Origin of the sequence: Pseudomonas sp. MF4836 (genome assembly GCF_002018875.1) — a bacterium.
In the GTDB taxonomy this organism is placed as follows: Bacteria; Pseudomonadota; Gammaproteobacteria; order Pseudomonadales; family Pseudomonadaceae; genus Aquipseudomonas.
In genome coordinates this window covers 1-19578 of the sequence record NZ_MVOL01000002.1, presented here as the reverse complement: position 1 = coordinate 19578, position 19578 = coordinate 1, and the positions used below count along the sequence as shown (strand labels likewise).

Annotated in this window: 14 protein-coding genes, 3 rRNA genes and 1 pseudogene; 6 read left to right on the top strand and 12 right to left on the bottom strand. The window is 63.3% G+C overall.

What is annotated here, in order from left to right:
* Positions 1-5: 5 nt before the first annotated feature.
* The 7 genes from MF4836_RS03450 to MF4836_RS03420 form a co-directional block, all read right to left on the bottom strand.
* Positions 6-2468, bottom strand: a complete 2463-nt coding sequence (locus tag MF4836_RS03450) for a TonB-dependent siderophore receptor (protein ID WP_078469167.1) — start codon at positions 2466-2468, stop codon at positions 6-8.
* 102 nt (positions 2469-2570) lie between these two features.
* Complete coding sequence (locus tag MF4836_RS03445) at positions 2571-3524, bottom strand: FecR domain-containing protein (protein WP_078469166.1); 954 nt, start codon at positions 3522-3524, stop codon at positions 2571-2573.
* Positions 3521-4030, bottom strand: a complete 510-nt coding sequence (locus tag MF4836_RS03440; RefSeq protein ID WP_020300726.1) for a sigma-70 family RNA polymerase sigma factor — start codon at positions 4028-4030, stop codon at positions 3521-3523. The genes MF4836_RS03445 and MF4836_RS03440 overlap by 4 nt, the downstream gene beginning before the upstream one ends.
* Positions 4031-4101: 71 nt before the next feature.
* The gene (locus tag MF4836_RS03435) at positions 4102-5601 is read right to left on the bottom strand and encodes an efflux transporter outer membrane subunit (protein ID WP_078469165.1); all 1500 of its coding nucleotides are present in this window, start codon (positions 5599-5601) and stop codon (positions 4102-4104) included.
* A complete protein-coding gene (locus tag MF4836_RS03430) occupies positions 5598-6656 on the bottom strand; it encodes an HlyD family secretion protein (RefSeq protein ID WP_078469164.1) in 1059 nt (352 codons plus the stop codon). The genes MF4836_RS03435 and MF4836_RS03430 overlap by 4 nt, the downstream gene beginning before the upstream one ends.
* Positions 6657-6681: 25 nt before the next feature.
* Entirely contained in the window at positions 6682-8226 is a 1545-nt protein-coding gene (locus MF4836_RS03425) for an MFS transporter (protein ID WP_078469163.1), read from the bottom strand.
* Between the two features lie 126 nt (positions 8227-8352).
* Positions 8353-9273, bottom strand: a complete 921-nt coding sequence (locus tag MF4836_RS03420; RefSeq protein WP_078469162.1) for a LysR family transcriptional regulator — start codon at positions 9271-9273, stop codon at positions 8353-8355.
* 297 nt (positions 9274-9570) lie between these two features.
* On the opposite strand from MF4836_RS03420, the gene MF4836_RS03415 reads away from it, so the two are divergent.
* Positions 9571-10260 (top strand): GntR family transcriptional regulator, encoded by a 690-nt coding sequence (locus MF4836_RS03415; RefSeq protein ID WP_078469161.1) that lies wholly within the window; start codon positions 9571-9573, stop codon positions 10258-10260.
* A gap of 109 nt (positions 10261-10369) precedes the next feature.
* Positions 10370-11164 carry a thioesterase II family protein gene (locus MF4836_RS03410; protein ID WP_078469160.1) on the top strand — a complete coding sequence of 265 codons (795 nt, stop codon included), beginning with the start codon at positions 10370-10372 and terminating at the stop codon, positions 11162-11164.
* Positions 11165-11236: 72 nt separating this feature from the next.
* On the opposite strand, the gene MF4836_RS36055 is transcribed toward MF4836_RS03410, so the two are convergent.
* The gene (locus tag MF4836_RS36055) at positions 11237-12022 is read right to left on the bottom strand and encodes a methyl-accepting chemotaxis protein (protein ID WP_371106565.1); all 786 of its coding nucleotides are present in this window, start codon (positions 12020-12022) and stop codon (positions 11237-11239) included.
* A gap of 69 nt (positions 12023-12091) precedes the next feature.
* Positions 12092-13117 (bottom strand): annotated as a pseudogene (locus tag MF4836_RS36050) (HAMP domain-containing protein); the annotation flags it as partial.
* 312 nt (positions 13118-13429) lie between these two features.
* Between MF4836_RS36050 and MF4836_RS03400 the strand changes: the two are divergent.
* The 4 genes from MF4836_RS03400 to MF4836_RS03385 all read left to right on the top strand — a co-directional run bounded on the left by MF4836_RS03400 (position 13430) and on the right by MF4836_RS03385 (position 18783).
* The gene (locus MF4836_RS03400) at positions 13430-13930 is read left to right on the top strand and encodes a sigma-70 family RNA polymerase sigma factor (protein WP_078469158.1); all 501 of its coding nucleotides are present in this window, start codon (positions 13430-13432) and stop codon (positions 13928-13930) included.
* Between the two features lie 5 nt (positions 13931-13935).
* Positions 13936-14946, top strand: a complete 1011-nt coding sequence (locus MF4836_RS03395; RefSeq protein WP_078469157.1) for a FecR domain-containing protein — start codon at positions 13936-13938, stop codon at positions 14944-14946.
* Between the two features lie 100 nt (positions 14947-15046).
* Positions 15047-17536 (top strand): TonB-dependent siderophore receptor, encoded by a 2490-nt coding sequence (locus tag MF4836_RS03390; protein WP_078469156.1) that lies wholly within the window; start codon positions 15047-15049, stop codon positions 17534-17536.
* Positions 17537-17607: 71 nt separating this feature from the next.
* A complete protein-coding gene (locus MF4836_RS03385) occupies positions 17608-18783 on the top strand; it encodes a PepSY-associated TM helix domain-containing protein (RefSeq protein ID WP_078469155.1) in 1176 nt (391 codons plus the stop codon).
* A 191-nt stretch (positions 18784-18974) separates the two neighbouring features.
* Here the strand turns inward: MF4836_RS03385 and rrf (MF4836_RS03380) are convergent.
* The 3 genes from rrf (MF4836_RS03380) to MF4836_RS03370 form a co-directional block, all read right to left on the bottom strand.
* Positions 18975-19090 (bottom strand): 5S ribosomal RNA (gene rrf, locus MF4836_RS03380).
* Between the two features lie 109 nt (positions 19091-19199).
* A 5S ribosomal RNA gene (gene rrf, locus MF4836_RS03375) occupies positions 19200-19315 on the bottom strand.
* Between the two features lie 154 nt (positions 19316-19469).
* Positions 19470-19578, bottom strand: a 23S ribosomal RNA gene (locus MF4836_RS03370); the annotation flags it as partial.

The following is a 19578-nucleotide window of genomic DNA, read 5'->3' as shown; positions in this document are numbered from 1 at the left end:
GTTTTTTACCAGTCGTAAGTCAGGCTCGAGACCACCGTGCGCCCTTCGCCGTAGTAGCAGTCCAGCTCGGTCCGGCACAGGTCGACGTAGGTCTTGTCTTCAAGGTTCTTCACATTCAGCGCCAGCTTCACGCCCTTGAGCTTGAACGGCGAGCGGTTCAGGTCATAGGTCAGCGCCGCATCCAGTACGGTGTAGGACGGAATCTGGAACGCACCGGCGTAATCATCGCCGTAATTGCCCTTCACGTAGCGCACCCCCAACCCGGCGCCCAGGCCGGCCAGCGGCGTATCCCCGAGCAGGGTGTAGTTGGCCCATGCCGAGGCGGTCAGCGGCGGGCTGCCGGCCGGGTGCCGACCTTCGCGGCCGGAATCGTCCTTGGTGTACTTGATGTCGTTGCGCGACACCGAAGCAATCACGTCCAGGGACTCGCTGAGGGCCGCCTTGGCCTCCAGCTCGATCCCACGGGAGCGCACTGCACCGCTCTGGTCACTGAACGTGCTATTGGGAATGGCGTTGAGCACGTTCTCCTGGTCCAGGTGGTAGACCGAGAGCTGGACGAAACTTTCCTGCCCCGGCGGCTGGTACTTGAGGCCCACTTCATACTGCTTGCCGGTGGACGGCTCGAACGGGCTGCCGCCCTCGGCGGTGCCGCTCAACGGCATGAACGACTCGGAATAGCTGACAAACGGCGCCAGGCCGTTATCGAACAGGTAGACCAGCCCCGCACGGCCGGAGAACGCCTGGTCCTTGCTGCCGCTGTTCTGCTTGGTCAGCACCACTTTGTTGTTGGTCTCGGCCCAGTCATAGCGGCCGCCGAGCACCAGCACCCACTGGTCGAGCTTGATCTGGTCCTGCACATACAGGCCGGTCTGGGTCACGGTGTTGTCCCAGCGATACAGCCCGTTGAAATTGATCGGCGTGCCGTAGGTCGGGTTGTACAGATCGATGATCGGGTTGGTGCGGTCGTACTTGCCGGCGAACTGGCTGTTGGAGTGGTAGTAATCCAGGCCCACGATCAAGGTGTGCTTGAGCTCGCCGGTGTCGAATTCGGCCTGGGCGATGTTATCCACACCCACCACCTTGTTGTGCTGCTTCCAGTCGACGCCGTAGCGGGTCATGTAGCGCTGGTCATTGGCCCCGGTCAGCGGGTTGGCGACAAAGCTGTAGCCGTGCAGCGGCGCGCGGTAATGGTCGTCGACATCGGCGTAGCGCACGTTCTGCTTGAGGGTCCAGACCTCGTTCAGGCGATGGGACAGTTCATAGCCGAGGACGAACTGATCACGGTCGTAGGCGTTGACTCCCGGCTCGCCAAGGAACAGGTCGCGGCTGATCTTGCCGTTGACCGTGGGCACCAGGGTGCCGATGCGCGGCAAACCCTGGGCCTCGGGCACGTCGTTGTCTTTCTGGTATTGGGCGAACAGGGTCAGGCTGGTGTCTTCGTTGGGGCGCCAGGTCAGGCTGGGCGCGATGAACTGGCGTTTCTGCTCGACGTAATCGATCGGCGAGCCGCTGTCGTTGGCCAGGGCGGTCAGGCGATAGAGGAACTGCCCCTGTTCGTCCAGGGGACCGCCCAGGTCCAGGGCCAGGCTTTTGTGGTCATCGCTGCCGCCTTCGAGCACCACCTGATGCAGGGGCGTGGCCGTGGGGCGCTTGCTGACCATGTTGACGATGCCTCCGGGCTGGTTCTGCCCGTACAGCACCGACGCCGGGCCCTTGAGCACTTCGATGCGCTCCAGGGAATAGGGCTCGATCTGCAATGCGCCACCGGTACTGCCGCCGCCATAGGGCAGGTGCAGGCCGTCCAGGTACAGCGGGGTCGGCGTGAAGCCGCGCGAGGTCGGCTCATCGAAAATCTTCACCCGGTCGGCGAAGCCACCGCCGGTCATGCCCGGGGTGTAGCGCAAGGCTTCAGTCACCGTTTGCGCGCCACGGGCCTTGATCTCGGTGGCGGTGACCACGTTGATCGTCTGCGGGATCTCCACCAGCGCCGAGTCGGTCTTGCTGCCGGTGGCACTGCGCTTGGCGACGATGCCCTGCACCGGGCCCCAGGCGCTTTCCTCGACCTGAGGGGCGCTGACCTGGGTCGCGCCCAGTTGCAGCGGACCGTCCGCCGGGGCCGGTTGCAACATCCAGCCGCCACCCACTTGCAGGGCCTGCAAGCCGCTGCCCAACAGCAGGCGTTGCAGGCCCTGGGCCACGTCAAAGCGCCCTTGCAGGCCGGCGCTGCGCTTGCCCTGGGTCATTTGCGCATCCACCGACAACAGGATCCCGGCCGCACTGGCAAATTGATTGAGGGCCTGGTCGAGGCTGCCGGCGGCGATGTTGTACTGGCGCGATTCGCTCTGGCTGGCCTCGGCGGCCTGGGCCACACAGGGCACCAGCGGCGCAACCGCCAGCAGGCCGGCGAACAGGCCATGGCGCACGGCGGCGCTCAGGGTTTGGGTGGACGGTGACGGTTGGTAAGGCATTCCGGAACTCCCCATGAGAATGCGTCTTGATCGGCTTTCAACAGCTATCCCGGACCAGACGACAAAATCGACAAGGGGCCTGCAGTTATTTTTTTGCGGGGGTCACACCCGGGCCTTGAGCGTGACCCAGTAACGGGTCACGGCCTGGGCCCGCACCGGCAGCGAGCGCTCCAGGGCGGCAAGGATCGCGTCGCTGTCATTGAGCGGAAATACCCCGGTCAGCAACAGGTGCGCCACCTCCTCGTCACAGCGCAATACGCCCGGGCGATAGCGCGACAGTTCGGCGATGAACTGCCCCAACGGCTGGCGCTCGGCAATCAGCCGGCCCTGGCTCCAGCTGCTGGCATTCAGGTCCAACGGCTGATTGGCCGCGACCTGCCGGGCGCTGAACCACAGGCTGTTGCCGGCCTCCAGGTGCACGGGCTGGGCGTTGCGCGGGCTGATGCGCAGCGCGCCTTCGAACAGCCCGACCCGGGTCCCGTTGTCGACATCGCGCACGGTAAAGCGCGTACCCAGGGCCTGGATGTCGCCGGCATCGGTTTCGACAATCAATGGCCGCGAGGCATCGTGGCCGCTGCTCAGCTGGATCTCGCCGCTGATCAGGCGGATGCGCCGCTCCTGCGCGCTGTAGCGCAAGTCGACGGCGCTGTTGCTGTTGAGGTCCAGGCGCGTGCCGTCGCTGAGGGTCAGGTGGCGAATCTCGCCGGTGGCGGTGCGCTGCTCGGCGAAAGCGCTGCGCCAGGGCTGGCTGCCCTGCACCAGGTAGCCACTGCCACCGGCCACCAGCAACAGGCCCAGCAGCTTGAGCGCCGAACGTCGTTGCGCATCCGGCACATCGCGCAGCACCGCGCGGGCGCTTTCGGCGGGCACTGCGCCCAGGGTCTGCTGCAACTGCTGCAGGCGCTGCCAGGCACGCTGGTGCTCGGGATCGGCAGTTTGCCAGCGGGCGAAAGCCTGGCGCTGGGCCGGATCCATCTCCCCGCCCCAATGCAGCATCAGCCATTCGCTGGCCTGCTCGACGATGGACGGGGCAATCGGCGCGTCGTGGCGTTTCATTCTTCGTAGATGACCTGATAGCAGGCCTGGATGGCGCGGATCATGTACTTCTGCACCGAACTGACCGACACCTCCAGGCGCTCGGCGATGCAGGCGTAGCTCAGGCCTTCGAACTGCGAGAGGACAAAGGCCTGGCGGACTTTTTCCGGCATGCGATCGAGCATGGCGTCGATCTGCATCAGGGTTTCGAGAATCAGCGCGCGGGTCTCCAGCGACGGCGACTCCGGCTCGGGCAGGTGGGCGATGCTTTCCAGGTAAGCGCGCTCGATGCGCAAGCGGCGCCACTGGTCGATCACCAGGTTGCGGGCAATCTGCGCCAGGTAACTGCGGCTTTCCAGTGGCCCGGGAAACCGCCCCGAGACCAGCAGCCGCAGAAAGGTGTCCTGCGCCACGTCCGCCGCGTGCTCACGATCCCCCAGGCGCTTGCGCAGCCAGCCTTGCAGCCAGCCGTGATGATCGCGGTAAAGGCGATGAACCTGCTCTTTGCCGTCAGTCGTTGCTTCCATGAAAGGAACCGCACACGTGATTGAGAGCAATTATCATTACACTTTTTTATATCTCCAGGCAAAGCCCGTCTTCAGCGGGAGGCTTGCGCGTCCGTCAGCGGATACACCGATTCCCAGCCGCCGCCCAGGGCCTTGTACAGGCCAACCATGGCCAGCGACACGCCGGCCGAGCTTTCGACCCACTGTTCTTGCGTGGTCAACAACGCGCCTTGCACAGTCAGCACGTTGACGAAATCCACCACCCCTTCAACGTATTGCTGCTGCGCGGTGCGCAGGGCGATCTGGTTCTGGTGCACGGCCTCGGCCAGGCTGTCGCGGCGCAGCTGGCTGGCGTTGTAGCGGGTCAGTTGATCATCGATTTCATGCCAGGCACGGAGCACGGTCTGCTGGTAGGCCAGGGCAGCTTCCTGCTGTTGCGCCTCACGCAGATGGAGCATGCCGCGCAGGCGCCCGCCGTCGAACAGCGGCAGGCTGAACTGCGGACCGATGCCGAACTGGCGTGAACCCCAGGAGCCGAAATCCGAAAGCTGCATGGCTTGCGAGCCGAGGTTGCCCGACAGCGTGATGCGCGGGTAAAAATCGCCCTCGGCCACGCCAATGCTGGCGGTGGCGGCATGCAGCCGGGCCTGGGCCTGGCGGATATCCGGGCGCCGTTGCGCCAGTTGCGACGGCAAGCCGATCGCCACCTGACGCGGGGTTTGCGGCACCGGGGCGTCGGCCGCCAGTTCGGCGTGCAGGGCCTGGGGCGGCTCACCGAGCAGCAGGCTCAGGGCGTTGATCAACTGCGCCTGCTGTTGCTCCAGGGCCGGCAGCCGGGCTTCGATGGTTGCCACCTGGGCCGCGGCTTCGGCAACGTCCAGGTCGGTGGCCACGCCATCGGCCAGGCGCAGTCGCGAGAGTTGCAGGCTGTGCCGCGCCACCTCCAGGTTCTGCTCGGTCACGGCCCGGGTGCTCTGCACCCCGCGCAGCTGGATGTAGTCCTGGGCGGTCTCGGACAGCACCGACAGCAATACCCCGCGCCGATCGTTTTCCGCGACCTCCAGGGTGGCGTCGGCGGCTTCGGTTTCGCGCCGTACGCGACCCCACAGGTCCAGCTCCCAGGACGCCGAGAAGCCGGCGTCCCACAGGTTGAATGCGGACTTGCCGCTGTTCCCCGACGGATCGTTCAAGCCTTCGGCGCTGTTGCGCTTGCGCCCGTAGCTGCCGGTCGCGGTGGTGGTTGGATAGTGATCGGCGCCGATCACCTGGCGCGCTGCGCGGCTCTGCGCCAGGCGGCTGGTGGCCAGTTGCAGGTCGAGGTTGTCGCTCAGCACGCGATGGCTCAGGGCCGAGAGCTGCGGGTCGTGGAACACGTCCCACCAGCGCTCATCCATGTCGCGGCTGACCGCCTGGCTGGCGGCGGCTTTGTCCGGCACGGACCAGGCACTGACCTGCTGCGCCTGGGGCGGCTGGAAGTCCGGGCCGACACTGCACGCGGCCAACGACAGCAGGCTCAGCGCCCACACCGAGCGAACGCCGGCCTTGATGCGATGGCCCTGGCCTGAATCGCGGTTTGGGGAATGGCCCATCATCGCTGCGTCACCTCGCGCACCCGGGTGCCATTGCCCAGGGTGTCGATGCTGGCTTCCACCGACATCCCCACCCGCAGGCGCTCGGCCAGGGCCTGGCCCGGGTCGAGGACGATTTTGACCGGGATGCGCTGCACCACCTTGGTGAAGTTGCCGGTGGCGTTGTCCGGCTTGACCGAGGCAAAGGTCACGCCGGTCGCCGGGGCAATGCTCTCGACCCGGCCATACAGGGCTTCGCCGCCGAGGCTGTCGACGCGTACCTGCACCTCTTGCCCGGGCTTGACGTCAGTCAGTTGAGTCTCCTGGAAGTTGCCCAGCACATAGGCCCGTTCCAGGGGCACAACGGCGAGGATCTTGCTGCCCGGGGTGACATAGGCCCCGACCCGCACCGCGCGCTCACCGACCATGCCGTCCACCGGGGCGACGATGCGCGTGTACGACAGCTCGTAGCTGGCCATTTCCAGCGCCGCCTGGGCCCGTTTCAAGCCGCCTTCGGCCGCATCGCACTGGGCCGTGAGGATCTCCACCTGCTTGCGCTCGGCCGCCAGCACCGCCGCGGCATTGGCCTGCCGGGCACTGGCCTGATCGATGCGGGTCCTGGCTTGCTGGGCATTCTGCACCGTGCCGGCACCGACCCCGGCCAGGTGGTTGTAGCGCGCCAGTTCATGCTCGGCGAAGGCCATTTCCGCCCGTGCCGCCACCAGCGTGGCCTGGGCCTGGGCGATCACTGAACTCTGGCGCTCCAGGGTCGCCCGGGCGTTTTGCAATTGCGCCTTGGCCATCAGGGTGTCGGCATCGGCGGCCTGGGCGGCGGCCCGCAGGTCACGGTCATCGATCAGCGCCAGCAACTGCCCGGCCTTGACCTGCTGGTTGTCCTCCACCAGCACCTCTTTGATAAACCCCGCGACCCTGGGCGCCACCAGGGTGTAGTCGGCGGCGATGTAGGCGTCGTTGGTGGTCTGCTCGGTCGCCTTGCCGGTGACCAGGTAGATCAATGCGCCGAGCACCGCGACCGCGGTCACGCTGACGGCAACTTTGTGCTTGATATGAATCGTCATAAAAACCTTCTGTCTCGTTGAGCGTTCAAGTGGGCGCGCGCGGCGGGTAGACCCGCGTCGGCAGCCAGAAAATCAGCAGGATCAGCGCCGCGGCCAGCCCTGCCATGCAGTAATAAAGATCGATCGAGGTCAGCACCACGGCCTGCTGGTGCAGGCGCTGGGCCAGACCGGCGACGCCGCTGTCGACCAGGGGTGAATTGCCCAGGCTGTCCACCAGCATGGTCGAGTGAAAATGCAGGCGGTGGGTGGTCAGGACGTCCAGCACGCCGGTGGCGATCACCGCCGACAAGCCCTTCACGGTGTTGAACCAGGCCGAGGCAAAAGGCCCCTCGACAGGCTGGATACTGCCGGTGGCCAGCATCAGCAACGGCAGCACCGCCATCGGCTGGCCGAAAATCTGCAGCAGTTGCAGCAGGTAGAAATTGTCGCGGTTCCACACCGAGGTCAGCTGCGTCCCGCCCAGGCACGACAGGACCAGCATCCCCAGGCCAATCCCCAGCACCCAGCGGCAATCGACCCGGCGCAGGTTGCACAGGGCCGCCACCAGCGGCAGGGCAAGCAACTGCGGCAAGGCCATGACCAGCATCACCGGCGCGGTTTGCAGCGGGCGGTAACCCTGGACCTGGGCCAGGTAGCTGGAGGGGATGATGATCACCGCCGTCAGCACCACCAGCACCCCAGCCAGGGTCAGCAGGGCAAACGACAGGTTGCGGATGCCCAGCATCTGCAACTTGAAGAACGGGATTGGCTGCGACCATTCGTTGATCAGAAACAGCACCAGCAACAGCAGGCCACCCCCCAGCAACAGAGTGATCAGCGGCGAGGCGAACCAGTCCAGACGGTTGCCTTGCAGGATGCCGATCACCAGCATGCAGATCGCCGGGAACCCCAGTAGCAGGCCACGCCAGTTGAACTGCTTGCAGCGCTCCAGGCGCAGCGGGTCCTGGGGCAGTCCGTAGGCCACCGCCGCCATGGCCACCACACACGGCAGCACCACTTGCCAGAACGCCCACTGCCAGCCGACATACTCGGTCCACAGCGCTGCCAGCGGCGTGCCCAGGCTCGGGCCGAAGGTGGCGGTCAGGGCATAGCCGGCCAGGCCGTACAGCTTGACGTTGGGCGGCAGGAACCGCAGGGCAACGGTCATCAGCATCGGCGGCAGCGCGCCGCCGGCCAGACCCTGCACGGTGCGCAGCAGCAACAGGCTGGGGTAGTTGGGGGCGAACGGGCAGAGCACGCCCAGCACCGTGAACAGCGCGATGGCGCCGAGGGTGAAGCGCCGCAGGGAAAACGTCACCGAACACCAGGGCGCGAAGGCCATGGCCGCCACCGAAGTCGCGGTGTAACTGGCCACCAGCCAGGTGCCTTCGTCGTAGCCGATGTACAGCGCGCCACGGATATCGGCCAGGGCGATCTTGGTCACCATCTCGTTGAGGCCCGAGACCAGCACCGCCAGCAACACACCCACCAGGCCGATAATGATCCGCGGGCCGAACACGGGCGGAGCAACAACTGCCGGCTTGCTGGTGGCTGGCACGCCCGCAGGCGCGGCAACAGCGAGGGAACTCATGAAAGGTACAACTCCGGACAGGAAATACCGGAGCAGTTTAGGCAGCCCGACTACTGACGAAAACTGACTTATCGACAGCTTATAAGTGCACCAGACGCAACTATCCAGGCATCAGACGTGCCCCTGTCAGCTCGGCTGCGCCGCCAGCCAGGTGTCGCTGCAGGACGCCTTCAGGGTTTCGCGGAACCATTTATGGGCCGGGTCCTTGTCATAGCGCGGGTGCCAGGCCTGGGTCAGGACCAGGGTCGGCAACGGAATCGGCAGCGCAAACGAGCGCAGGCGCAACCCCAGGCGTTTCACACTGAGCAGGGTTTCCTTGGGCACCGGCAGGATCAGGTCCGAATCGGGCAGGACAAACATCGCCGCATGAAAGCTCGGCGCAATCAGCGGCACCCGGCGTTCCAGGCCCAGGGCGCTGAGGGCCGTGTCGATCGGCCCCCGGGCAAAACCGCGACGGGACATGCTGATATGGGGAAAGGCGGCGAAGCGCTCGGCGGTGATCTCTTCGTCGAACAAGGGATGCCCCTCGCGCACCAGCCCGACAAAGGTCGTGGAGAACAGGTTCTGCACCTTGACTTCCGGGGTCAGCGGCCGCGTGTTGCTGATGCGCAGATCGATCCGCCCCTCGCGCAGGGCTTCGTCGTCGCCATCGCCTTCCGGCACAAAGCGCAGCTCGCACAGGGGCGCCTGGCGCTCCAGGGTGTCGATCAACCGACCGCCATACACCCCGACAAAAAAATCATTGGCGCGCACATTGAAGCGCCGCTGCAAGGTACCGAGGTCCACCTGGTCCCCGGAGCGAAACACCAGCGAGGCCTGCTCCACCAGGTCCCGCACCTGAGCGCGCAACTCCAGGGCCTTGGGCGTGGGCACCAGGCCGCGGCCGGCGCGGACCAGGATCGGGTCGCCGAGGGCCTCGCGGATCCGGGTCAGGGTCCGGCTCATCGCTGCCGGGCTGAGGTTCATGCGGCGTGCGGCACCGACCACGCTGCCTTCGTCGAGCAAGGCATCGAGGGCCACCAGCAGGTTCATATCCGGAAGTTGCATGCTGAGCACTCATGGCTGAGGTGAAATGATTGCCGCGCAATCCTAGCAGCCTTGCCCGCAGCGACAATGCGCAAGATCAAGGCCAGCAGCGTTGCCCGCGGCATGGTGTGCAGCAAACGCTAAACTTGAGCCTATCCACGGACTGTTTTCACCCCGGTGCTTGAGCATCACCGCCGCTTCAAAGGAGAATCCCGCGCCGCGCGCCGCTCGCTCCTTGCGGCGCCGATGCTTTGACAAGCCTTGCAGCACTATCTAGTGTGCATTGGATCCAATTTATAGAAGTAGAGACACCCAAACGTGACGAAAAAACCCGGCATCCTGAGCAAGATCGAAGTCAGCGGGCCCATACCTGCCCATCTGGCGCGCTCAGTGATCGAAGAAACCCTGCGCGCGGCGATCCTCGATGGACGCCTGCCCAGCGGTGCAGCGTTGCGCCAGCAGGATCTGGCGGACCTGTTCGGGGTCAGCCGCATGCCGGTGCGCGAGGCCTTGCGCCAGCTTGAAGCGCAATCGCTGCTCAAGGTGGTGCCGCACAAGGGTGCGGTGGTGGCCGCGCTGATCGACTATGACGCCGTCGACACCTACGCCCTGCGCCTGCTGCTGGAAAAAGAAGCCCTGCGCCTGTCGATCCCGTTGCTGGAGCCCCAGGACATTGCCCTGGCCCGCAGCTACATCGAGGCCCTGGAAACCCAGACCGATCACGCCGAACTCGGCCGGCTCAACCGCTTGTTCCACATGGCGCTCTATCACAAGGCACCCAACCGCAAGCTGCTGAACCTGATCGAACTCGAACTCAATGAAGAAGAGCGCTTCCTGCGCTTTCACCTATCCTCCATGGGCCTTGGCACCCTCACCCAGGATGACCACCGGGCATTGGTCGATGCCGCGAGCGATAAAGACATCGAGCGCGCACTGGGCATCCTCGAACGGCACCTGGAAAGCGGCGCCACCACGATCAGGAATTACCTGCAACAACGGGAGGCATGAGCCCACCCGACACCGCGCACCCGGCGCGCCCTTCAGGATCGACAGGGCGAACCCCGGCACTTCTCAGGTGCACTCACGGAAAACCGTCACTCAGGCTTAAGGAAGAGCTGTGAATATCAACAATAAGAAATGGACGATGGTGATCAACTCCGGGCAACCCAGCGGCATCCGCCTGATCTGTTTTCCCCAGGCCGGCGCCGCACCGGAACAACTGCGCAATTGGTCCACCGGACTCGACGACCATATCGAACTGGTGGTGGTGCGCCTGGCCGGGCACGGCGTGCGCCGCGACGAAGCACCTTGCGCCAGCTGGCCGGCGCTGCTCGAGGAGGTACTGGCGGCGCTGCAACCGCTGCTCAGCGAGCCTCACGCACTGTTCGGTCATGGCCTCGGCGGGCTGCTGGCCTACGAAACGGCCAAGTATGCCCAGGCCCATTTCCCGGGCCAGACCCAGCATCTGTTCGTCTCCGGTTGCCGCAGCCCCGACAGCCCCGCCGGCCGGCCATTGCTGCATTCGCTGCCGACTCCGGCGTTTCGCGAAGCGATGCTGACCCTGGGCGCCACCCCTATCGAAATACCCCGCGACGCAGCCGACCAGCAGCTGTATGAGGCCCTGCTGCGCAATGACCTGAAACTCTTCGAAACCTGGTTCGACACCTCCAGCGGCAGCCTCGAAGTGCCCCTCACGGCCCTGTACGGCAGCGAAGACCTGCTGACCCCGGCCAGTCGCATGGTGAACTGGCGCGAATTCACGCGCCGCGAATTCGAGTTGATCGAAGTGGCCGGCAATCACTTCTTCATCAAGTCGCAACGCCAGCGCCTGCTGCAAGTGATCAACACCCACCTTGGGCTGCTGAGCCCGCAATCGGCACAACCTCTGCGGCGCTCGGCGCTGATGCACTAGTTTGCAGGCAGAAAAAAGCCCGCTCTGCATCACTGCAAAAGCGGGCCTTGGCGTGGCACCGGGGTGCCGCGATCAGATCTTGAAGCTGTCCACCAACTGTTTCAAACGGCTGGCCTGCTGCGACAGGGCATCGCAATCCTTCAGGGTTTCGTTGAGGTTGGCCACGCCCTGCTGGTTCAGCAGGTTGATCTGGTTGATGTCGACGTTGAGGGTTTCAACCACGGCGGTCTGCTCTTCGGTCGCAGCGGCCACCGACTGGTTCATGCCGTCGATTTCACCGATACGCTGAGTCACGCTGACCAGACGGGCACCCGCCTGGTTCGCCACTTCAACGCTTTCTTCGCTGGAAACCTGGCTGGCGTTCATGGTCGAGACCGCCTCGCGCGAACCCACTTGCAGCGAGGTGATCATCTTGTGGATCTCCTCGGCCGATTCCTGGGTCCGGTGCGCCAGGTTGCGCACTTCATCGGCAACCACCGCAAAACCGCGACCGGCTTCACCGGCACGGGCCGCTTCGATGGCAGCGTTGAGCGCCAACAGGTTGGTCTGCTGGGAGATGCCCTTGATCACATCCAGAATGTGCCCGATGTTGTCGGTGCTGGCATTCAGGGTCTCGATCTGGGTGCAGGACAGGCTGATCTTCTGCGACAGCTCGGTCATGGCCAGGATGGTTTTCTCCACCACCTGACGCCCGTCATCAGCCTGCTCGCTGGCACCGCTGGCGTGTTGCGAGGCATCGGCCGCGTTGCGCGCAATTTCCTGGGTCGCCGCGCCCAACTCGTTGATCGCCGCCGCCACGCTGTTGGTGCGGGCGCTCTGCTCGTCGGAGCCGATGATCGAGGCGTTGGACGACGCCATCACGCGCTGGGACAAGTCATGCACCTGGCGGGTGGCCGAGGACACTTCGGAAATCGACGCGTGAATCCGCTCCACGAACTGGTTGAACGCCCCGGCCAATTCGCCGAACTCATCCTTGGTCACCGACACCAGGCGCCGGGTCAGGTCGCCCTCGCCCTGGGCGATATCCTGCATGGCGCGGCCCATGGTGGTCAGCGGACGCATCAGGACCTGGATCAGCAGGCTCAGGAAAATGGCAATTGCGCCCACCGCGACAAACATCGCGATCAAGGCCGAAGTACGGAACTGGCTCAGGGGTGCGTAGGCTTTGTCTTTGTCGAGGGACAGACCGATGTACCAATCGGCATTAGGCAGCCCGGTCACCGGGGTGAACGAGAGGATCCGATCCTGCTTGTTCAGCACCACTTCCTGGTTGCCTTTTTCGATGCGTACGTTGGAGCCCGGGTAGATGTCCTTGAGGTTCTTCATCACCTGGTCTTTGTCCGGGCTGACGATCACCTGACCGTCGGCGCTGACCAGGAACGCGTGGCCCAGGCCACCGAAGTCTACCGAGTTGATGATCTTGACCAGGGTTTCCAGGCTCAGGTCGCCACCAACCACACCGAGCAACTCACCCTGCTTCTTGACCGGCATGGCGATGGTCACCACCAGGCCGCCCACTGCCGCCATGTAAGGCGGGGTCAACATGGTTTTATCCGCCGCGACCGCCTGTTTGTACCAGGGGCGCTGACGCGGGTCGTAGCCATCGGGCATCTTCGCGTCGGGACGCTGAGTGAAGACGCCATTGGCCTGGCCAACGTAGGTGAACTGGAAGTTGGAGGTGAAGGCAGGCTGGTCGACCAGCCCCGGAAAGTCTGCGTTGCTGCCTTGGTGAGCGACGTTCTGCGCCAGGTTCTCCAGGACCAGGATCCGCCCGCTCATCCAGTTCTGCACGCTGCTGGAGGTCAACTCGCCCGCTTGCTCGATCGAGGACTCGAGGTTTTGCCGGATGGTATTTCGCTGCAGATAGTCGTTGTACAAAGTGAACAACGCAAAAGCCAGAACCACTACGCCAGAGGCGGCCAAAAGGATTTTATGGCTGAACTTTAGATTCATGTCATGGGACTTCTTATGCCGAAAGGGGGGATGCGTCCGGAATGCAACATTCCATTTAACAGCGCAGGCAATGTTCTGTGATCGCTCTACTTTGGTGCACGCATTTCTCACCAGTCTGTCGGCATCAATCCGAGAACCCTTAGCGATTTATCGAAAATGCACGTTAGTTCCAGCAGAAACCCGCCGAACGGCGCTTTAGAGCCTTTGCTCGGTATTTTTCGATGCCGGTTGGTCGAGCCGATATTGCCAAATCGCCAGACCATGAAAGACAATGCGACCGATTATCATTTGTGACATGCAGGCCGTACCTCAATGTCATCATCGCCGTTCGCCGTACAGACGCTTTACCGCCATCACCACGGCTGGCTCAACAGCTGGTTGCGCAGCCGCCTGGGCAACGCCGCCGATGCCGCGGACCTGGCCCAGGACACCTTCGTGCGCCTGTTGCAGCGCGGCGAACGCCTGGAGCTCAAGGCACCCCGGGCCTTTTTGCGCACCATCGCCCGTGGCCTGGTGATCGATCACTGGCGTCGCGAAGAAATCGAACGCGCCTACTTAGAAACCATTGCCCACCTGCCTGAAGCCCAGACCCCGAGCGCTGAATCGCGGGCGCTGGTGCTGGAGCTGCTGGAAAGCATCGCGCGCATGCTTGAAGGGCTGAAGCCCAAAGTGCGCAAGGCATTTCTGCTGGCCCAGTGTGAAGGCCTGACCCACAAACAGATCGCGCAACAGATGGATATTTCTGTGCGCACGGTCGAACGCTATGTCGCCGATGCGCTCTATCACTGCTACCTGCTGCGCTACGAGCCTTGAGCACCATGGACACTGCCTCGATCACCCCGCGCTTGAACAAACACCCCGATCAACTGGTGGTCAGGCAGGCCATCAATTGGCTGCTGCGGCTGCGCAACAATGCCGGCAACACCAAGCTGCAACAGCAGTGCGAGGTGTGGCGGGCGGCGCATCACGAACACGAGCAGGCCTGGCAGCGGGTGCAGTCGCTGCAGCAGGAGCTCAGCGCCAACCTGCAAGCCGTACCCGGCGCCCAGGTGGCGCTGCAGACCCTGGAAAACAGCAGCCAGCGCCTGGGTCGACGCCAGGCGTTGAAGCTGCTCAGTGGCGCCATGCTGATGGGCACGGCGGCCTGGCTCGGCAAGGACCTGGTGGGCTGGCAACAGTGGACGGCCGACTTCGCCACGGCCACCGGCGAGCGACGCAGTTTCCAGCTGCCTGACGGCACGCGCCTGGAGCTCAACACCGACAGTGCGGCCGACCTCGACTTCAGCCCGCAGCGGCGCCTGATCAGCCTTGCCCGCGGCGAGATCATGGTCACCTGTGGCGCCGATTCGCAGGTGGCCAATCCGCGCCCGCTGATGGTGCAAAGCCGTCATGGGCAATTCGAAGGGATCGATGCGCGCTTCGTCGTCCGCCTGGAGGGCAACTGCACCCGGTTGAGCGTGACCGCCGGCCACGTCGCCATCCATACGCCGACCACCGCCGGCGGCCTGCCGGCCATGGTCCAGGCCGGGCAGAGCTACCTCATCAGCCATTCCCAGGCGCAACAGGCACCGGCGCTGGATATGGATGTGGGGGCCTGGGCCGAGGGGCTGATCGTGACGCGCAATATGCGCCTCGGGGATTTCCTGCAGGAAGTCGCACGTTATCGCCATGGCTACCTGGGCTGTTCGAGCGAGATTGCCGACTTGCGCCTGTCCGGGGTCTTTCGCCTGCAAGACACCGACAAGTTGCTGGCGATCCTGCCGCAAACCCTGCCGGTGCGCCTGCGCTATCGCACCCGCTGGTGGGTGAACCTGGAGCGAGCGGTCTGATCGATCAGACCGTGCATTTTTTTTGGCGGGTTTTATCCGCAAGTCCGGCTTAGTCAGTAAGCACTTCAATCTGCCTTCACCGACTTCAACGGAAACCATCATGACTGCCCGCGCCACCCCTGACCGCCATCTCGGACACTTGCGAACTGCAACTCCCCCCAAGGCACTGCGCCACGCCATCCGCGCCGCACTCTTGTGCTCGGCCCTGGGCCTGGGCGCGCTGCCGGTCGTGGGCCACGCGACTGATGCTGCCCTCAGCAGCCAAAGCTACAACATCGCCCCAGGCGCTTTGAGCGACGTACTCAATCAGTTCGCCCGTCAGGCCGGCATCACCTTGTCCACCACCCCGGCGCAAACCCAGGGTCGGCAGTCGCAGGGGTTGCAGGGCCAGTACTCGGCGGACCAAGGCCTGCAGCAGTTGCTCAATGGCTCGGGGCTCGAGGCCGTCAGCCAGGATGGCAGCAGCTACATCCTGCGCGAGCCACCTGAAACCGGCGCCTTGTCGTTGCCGACCACCGACATCAAGGGCTTCGCCCTGGGCAATGCCCTGGGCAGCATGGAAGGCTACAACGCCACCCACAGCCAGGTCGCGACCAAGACCAGCACCGCCCTGCTTGAGACCTCGCAGAGTGTCTCGGTAGTGACCCGCGAGCAGATGGACGACCAGGGCTCACAAACCGTGGCCCAGACCATGCGCTATACCCCCGGCGTACTGACCAACCCCTACGGCGCCACACACCGTTTCGACTACGTGGCCATGCGCGGCTTCAACGACGGTTCGGTGGATAACATCTACCTCGATGGCCTCAAGTCCATGGGTGACAGCGGGACCTACAGCACCATGCAGGTCGATCCGTACTTCCTTGAGCGAGTGGACATTCTCAAGGGCCCGTCCTCGGTGCTCTACGGCCGCAGCTCGCCGGGTGGCCTGGTGGCGCTGACCAGCAAGCGACCGCTGTACGAGTCCTACCATCAGGTACAAGCCACGGTAGGCACCCAGGGCCAGCGCGGCGTGGGTTTCGACTTCAGTGGCCCGGTGGATGACGACAAGCGCATTGCCTATCGCCTGACAGGCCTTGCGGACAAATCCGACACCCAGTTCGACCACGTCAAAGAAAAACGCTACGCCCTGGCCCCGACCCTGAGCATCGACTTCAGCGAAGACACCTCGCTGACCCTGCAAGCCTATCTGCAACATGACCCCGATGGCGGTTATCACGGGGGGGTCCCGGCGGATGGTGCCTTGCACCCGCACAACGGGCAGCGGATCTCCGAACACTTCTTCGACGGCGAGCCGGGGCTCGATCGTTACAGCCGTGATCAGCAGTCGTTCGGTTACCAGTTCGAACACCGGTTCAACGATGTCCTGACCGCGCGGCAGAACTTCCGTTACCTGGATTCGACGGTCAAATCCGATCAGATCTATTCCCTGGGCACCTGGGGCGGCCCCAGCGGAAACGAGCTGAACCGCTACTATTCCGGCGCCGATGAAAAACTGCATTCGTTCATCGTCGATAACATGCTCCAGGCCGAATTCCTTACCGGCGCGGCCAAGCACACAATGCTCCTGGGCGTGGACTACCAACGACGCAAAACCGTGGTCGACTGGCGTACCGGCAGTGCTTCGAGCCTCAACGCCTTCAACCCGCAGTACGGCAACACCAGCGTGCAATACGACCCGCCCACCAGCTACCTGCGCCGCCTGCAGCAAACCGGGTTGTACATGCAGGACCTGATCGAGCTGGATCAATGGCGCTTCTCCCTCGGGGTGCGCCAGGACTGGGTCAAGACCTCCAGTGAAGACCGCATCAACGAAGGGCCGAAGTCCACCGACACGCCGAGCAAACTCACCAGTCGTGCGGGTGTGCTGTACCTGTTTGAAAACGGCATCGCGCCCTACATCAGCTACTCCGAGTCCTTCAATCCGAACTCGGTGACCGACCAGACTGGCAAACCTCTGGCGCCGACCGAGGGCACCCAGTGGGAAGCGGGTATCAAGTACCAGCCGCCAGGCACCGAGAACCTGTTCACGGCATCGGTGTTTCGCATCGAGCAGGAAAATCTCGCGTCGAAACAGCCTCAGGAGGACTTCTTCCGCCCTGTTGGCCAAGTTCGCTCCCAAGGCCTGGAACTCGAAGCCCATATGCAACTGAGCGACAACCTGAAAGTGCTCGGCAGTTACACCCTGACCGATATCGAATATTCCAAGACGATGCCGAGCGCCTTGAGAGGCAGCACCCTCGACAACAAAGGCAACTCGCCCACTCAGGCCCCGCGCCAGATGGCGTCGCTGTGGGCCGACTACAACTTCCGCCAGGGGGCCCTCGATGGCCTGCGCCTGGGCGGCGGTGTGCGTTATGTGGGTTACAGCTGGGCTGATGCGGAAAACACCATGAAGGTGCCGGCCTACACCTTGTTCGACGCATCGGTCGGTTACGACCTGGGCAAGGTCGGGCTCAAGGGCCTGGACGTGCGCCTGAATGCCAACAACCTGACCAACGAGAGCTACATCGCCTCCTGTGCCAGCCTGGGCTATTGCTACATGGGTGAAGAACGCAACGTCGCGGCGACCCTGAGCTACCAGTTCTAATCATTGTCGGTTCCCCCAAAGCCAGCGCCTGAAACCGGGCGCTGGCTTTGTCGTCTCTACGGGAAAATTCCATGCGCGCACTTCTGGTTCTACTGCATCGCTACATTGGCCTGGCCACTGCCCTGTTCCTGCTGCTGGCCGGGCTCACGGGGAGCATTCTGGCGTTTCATCATGAACTTGATGAATGGCTCAACCCGACCTTCTACACCACCCCGAGCCAAGGTCAGGCGCTGCCACCGGGTGCCTTGGTCGACCGGTTGCAGGCACAACATCCTCGGCTGCAGGTCTGGTACATGGAGTACCCGAGTGAAAGCGGGCATACCGCATTGCTCGCCGCCGTGCCCCGGACCGATCCTGCCACCGGCAAACCCTTTGCCGAAAGCAATCAGGTGTTCTACCTCGACCCGGTGAGCGGCGAGCAGCAAGGGCAGCGGGAATGGGGCGCGTGTTGTCTGCAACGGGAAAACTTAATCCCGTTCCTCCTGGAGTTTCACTACACCCTCGCCCTGCCGGGCAATTGGGGGTTATGGCTGATGGGGCTGGTGGCCTGCGCCTGGGTCATCGATTGCCTGGTGGCCCTGCTGCTGACCTTGCCGCGCGGACGGCCGTTCTGGCGCAAGTGGTCGACGGCCTGGAAGATCAAGGGCGGGCATGCCTATCGGCTCAACTATGACCTGCATCGCGCCGGGGGCCTATGGTTGTGGCTGCTGCTGGTGCCGATCGCCATCAGCAGCGTGGCCATGAACCTGCCCAGTCAGGTGTTCAAGCCTGCGGTGTCACTGTTTTCCACGGTTGAGCCCAGCGTGTATGAGGCCCGTGGGCGGCTGCCGGCGACAGAGCTGGGGGTGACCCAAATCAGCTATCAACAAGCCTATGAGCGCGCCCTGGAAGAAGGCCGGCGCCTGGGTTTGAAAGCCGCGATCGGTGAGCTGTATTACAGCTTCGAGTACAACTTCTACGGGGCCGGTTTCGGTCAGCACGATACCGAGGCTCATGGTAAATCCTGGCTGTTCTTCCACGGTACAAACGGGCGCTTGCTGGGCCAGGAAATCGCCGGCCAAGGCACCCTCGGCGAGCGCTTTTATCGGCTGCAACTGCCGATTCACGGCGGGCGAATCATCGGGTTGACCGGGCAGATCCTGATTGCCGTATTGGGCGTATTGATTGCCGGGCTGTCGCTGACGGGTGTCTACATCTGGTGGCGCAAGTTGCTTGCGCGCAGAAGCGCCAGGGCTCGTAGGGGTTGAGCTAGCAAGCTGTCCAATACGGGTTGAGCCTGTGTCGAAGCCGGCTACAAGCGGCTTCGATAGACGCTACTAGTGATCCTGAGGCAAGGCCTTGCTCGCCATGGGCCACCTGCTCAATCGCGCCTCAGGCTTTATCTCGCACAAAAACAAAACCCCTGATTGCGTTAGCAATCAGGGGTTTCGGAATTCAATCTTGACGATGACCTACTCTCACATGGGGAAACCCCACACTACCATCGGCGATGCATCGTTTCACTGCTGAGTTCGGGATGGGATCAGGTGGTTCCAATGCTCTATGGTCGTCAAGAAATTCTGTGTACCAGTCCGTTGCGCTAGCAACGTGCCGGTGAAAATCATGGACTTCTACATAAACAAAACCCCTGATTGCGTTAGCAATCAGGGGTTCTGGAATTTAATCTTGACGATGACCTACTCTCACATGGGGAAACCCCACACTACCATCGGCGATGCATCGTTTCACTGCTGAGTTCGGGATGGGATCAGGTGGTTCCAATGCTCTATGGTCGTCAAGAAATTCGGGTACTGAGTCGTGACCAGATGGTCTCGCTTCAGCAAATTGGGTATGTAATAGATTTGTGTGTTTCTCTCGAACTTTCGGTTCGTTTCGTCTTCACACACCGCAATCAGGTTCTTCTTACGAAGTTACGAGATTGCTTGGGTGTTATATGGTCAAGCCTCACGGGCAATTAGTATTGGTTAGCTCAACGCCTCACAGCGCTTACACACCCAACCTATCAACGTCGTAGTCTTCGACGGCCCTTCAGGGAACTCAAG

What these genes read in the sequence shown, in the direction of transcription:
- MF4836_RS03450 (WP_078469167.1), bottom strand. Translation starts at nt 2,468, where the DNA reads ATGCCTTACCAACCGTCACCGTCCACCCAAACCCTGAGCGCCGCCGTG.
- MF4836_RS03445 (WP_078469166.1), bottom strand. Translation starts at nt 3,524, where the DNA reads ATGAAACGCCACGACGCGCCGATTGCCCCGTCCATCGTCGAGCAGGCC.
- MF4836_RS03440 (WP_020300726.1), bottom strand. Translation starts at nt 4,030, where the DNA reads ATGGAAGCAACGACTGACGGCAAAGAGCAGGTTCATCGCCTTTACCGC.
- MF4836_RS03435 (WP_078469165.1), bottom strand. Translation starts at nt 5,601, where the DNA reads ATGATGGGCCATTCCCCAAACCGCGATTCAGGCCAGGGCCATCGCATC.
- MF4836_RS03430 (WP_078469164.1), bottom strand. Translation starts at nt 6,656, where the DNA reads ATGACGATTCATATCAAGCACAAAGTTGCCGTCAGCGTGACCGCGGTC.
- MF4836_RS03425 (WP_078469163.1), bottom strand. Translation starts at nt 8,226, where the DNA reads ATGAGTTCCCTCGCTGTTGCCGCGCCTGCGGGCGTGCCAGCCACCAGC.
- MF4836_RS03420 (WP_078469162.1), bottom strand. Translation starts at nt 9,273, where the DNA reads ATGCAACTTCCGGATATGAACCTGCTGGTGGCCCTCGATGCCTTGCTC.
- MF4836_RS36055 (WP_371106565.1), bottom strand. Translation starts at nt 12,022, where the DNA reads ATGGCGTCGTCCAACGCCTCGATCATCGGCTCCGACGAGCAGAGCGCC.
- MF4836_RS03400 (WP_078469158.1), top strand. Translation starts at nt 13,430, where the DNA reads ATGTCATCATCGCCGTTCGCCGTACAGACGCTTTACCGCCATCACCAC.
- MF4836_RS03395 (WP_078469157.1), top strand. Translation starts at nt 13,936, where the DNA reads ATGGACACTGCCTCGATCACCCCGCGCTTGAACAAACACCCCGATCAA.
- MF4836_RS03390 (WP_078469156.1), top strand. Translation starts at nt 15,047, where the DNA reads ATGACTGCCCGCGCCACCCCTGACCGCCATCTCGGACACTTGCGAACT.
- MF4836_RS03385 (WP_078469155.1), top strand. Translation starts at nt 17,608, where the DNA reads ATGCGCGCACTTCTGGTTCTACTGCATCGCTACATTGGCCTGGCCACT.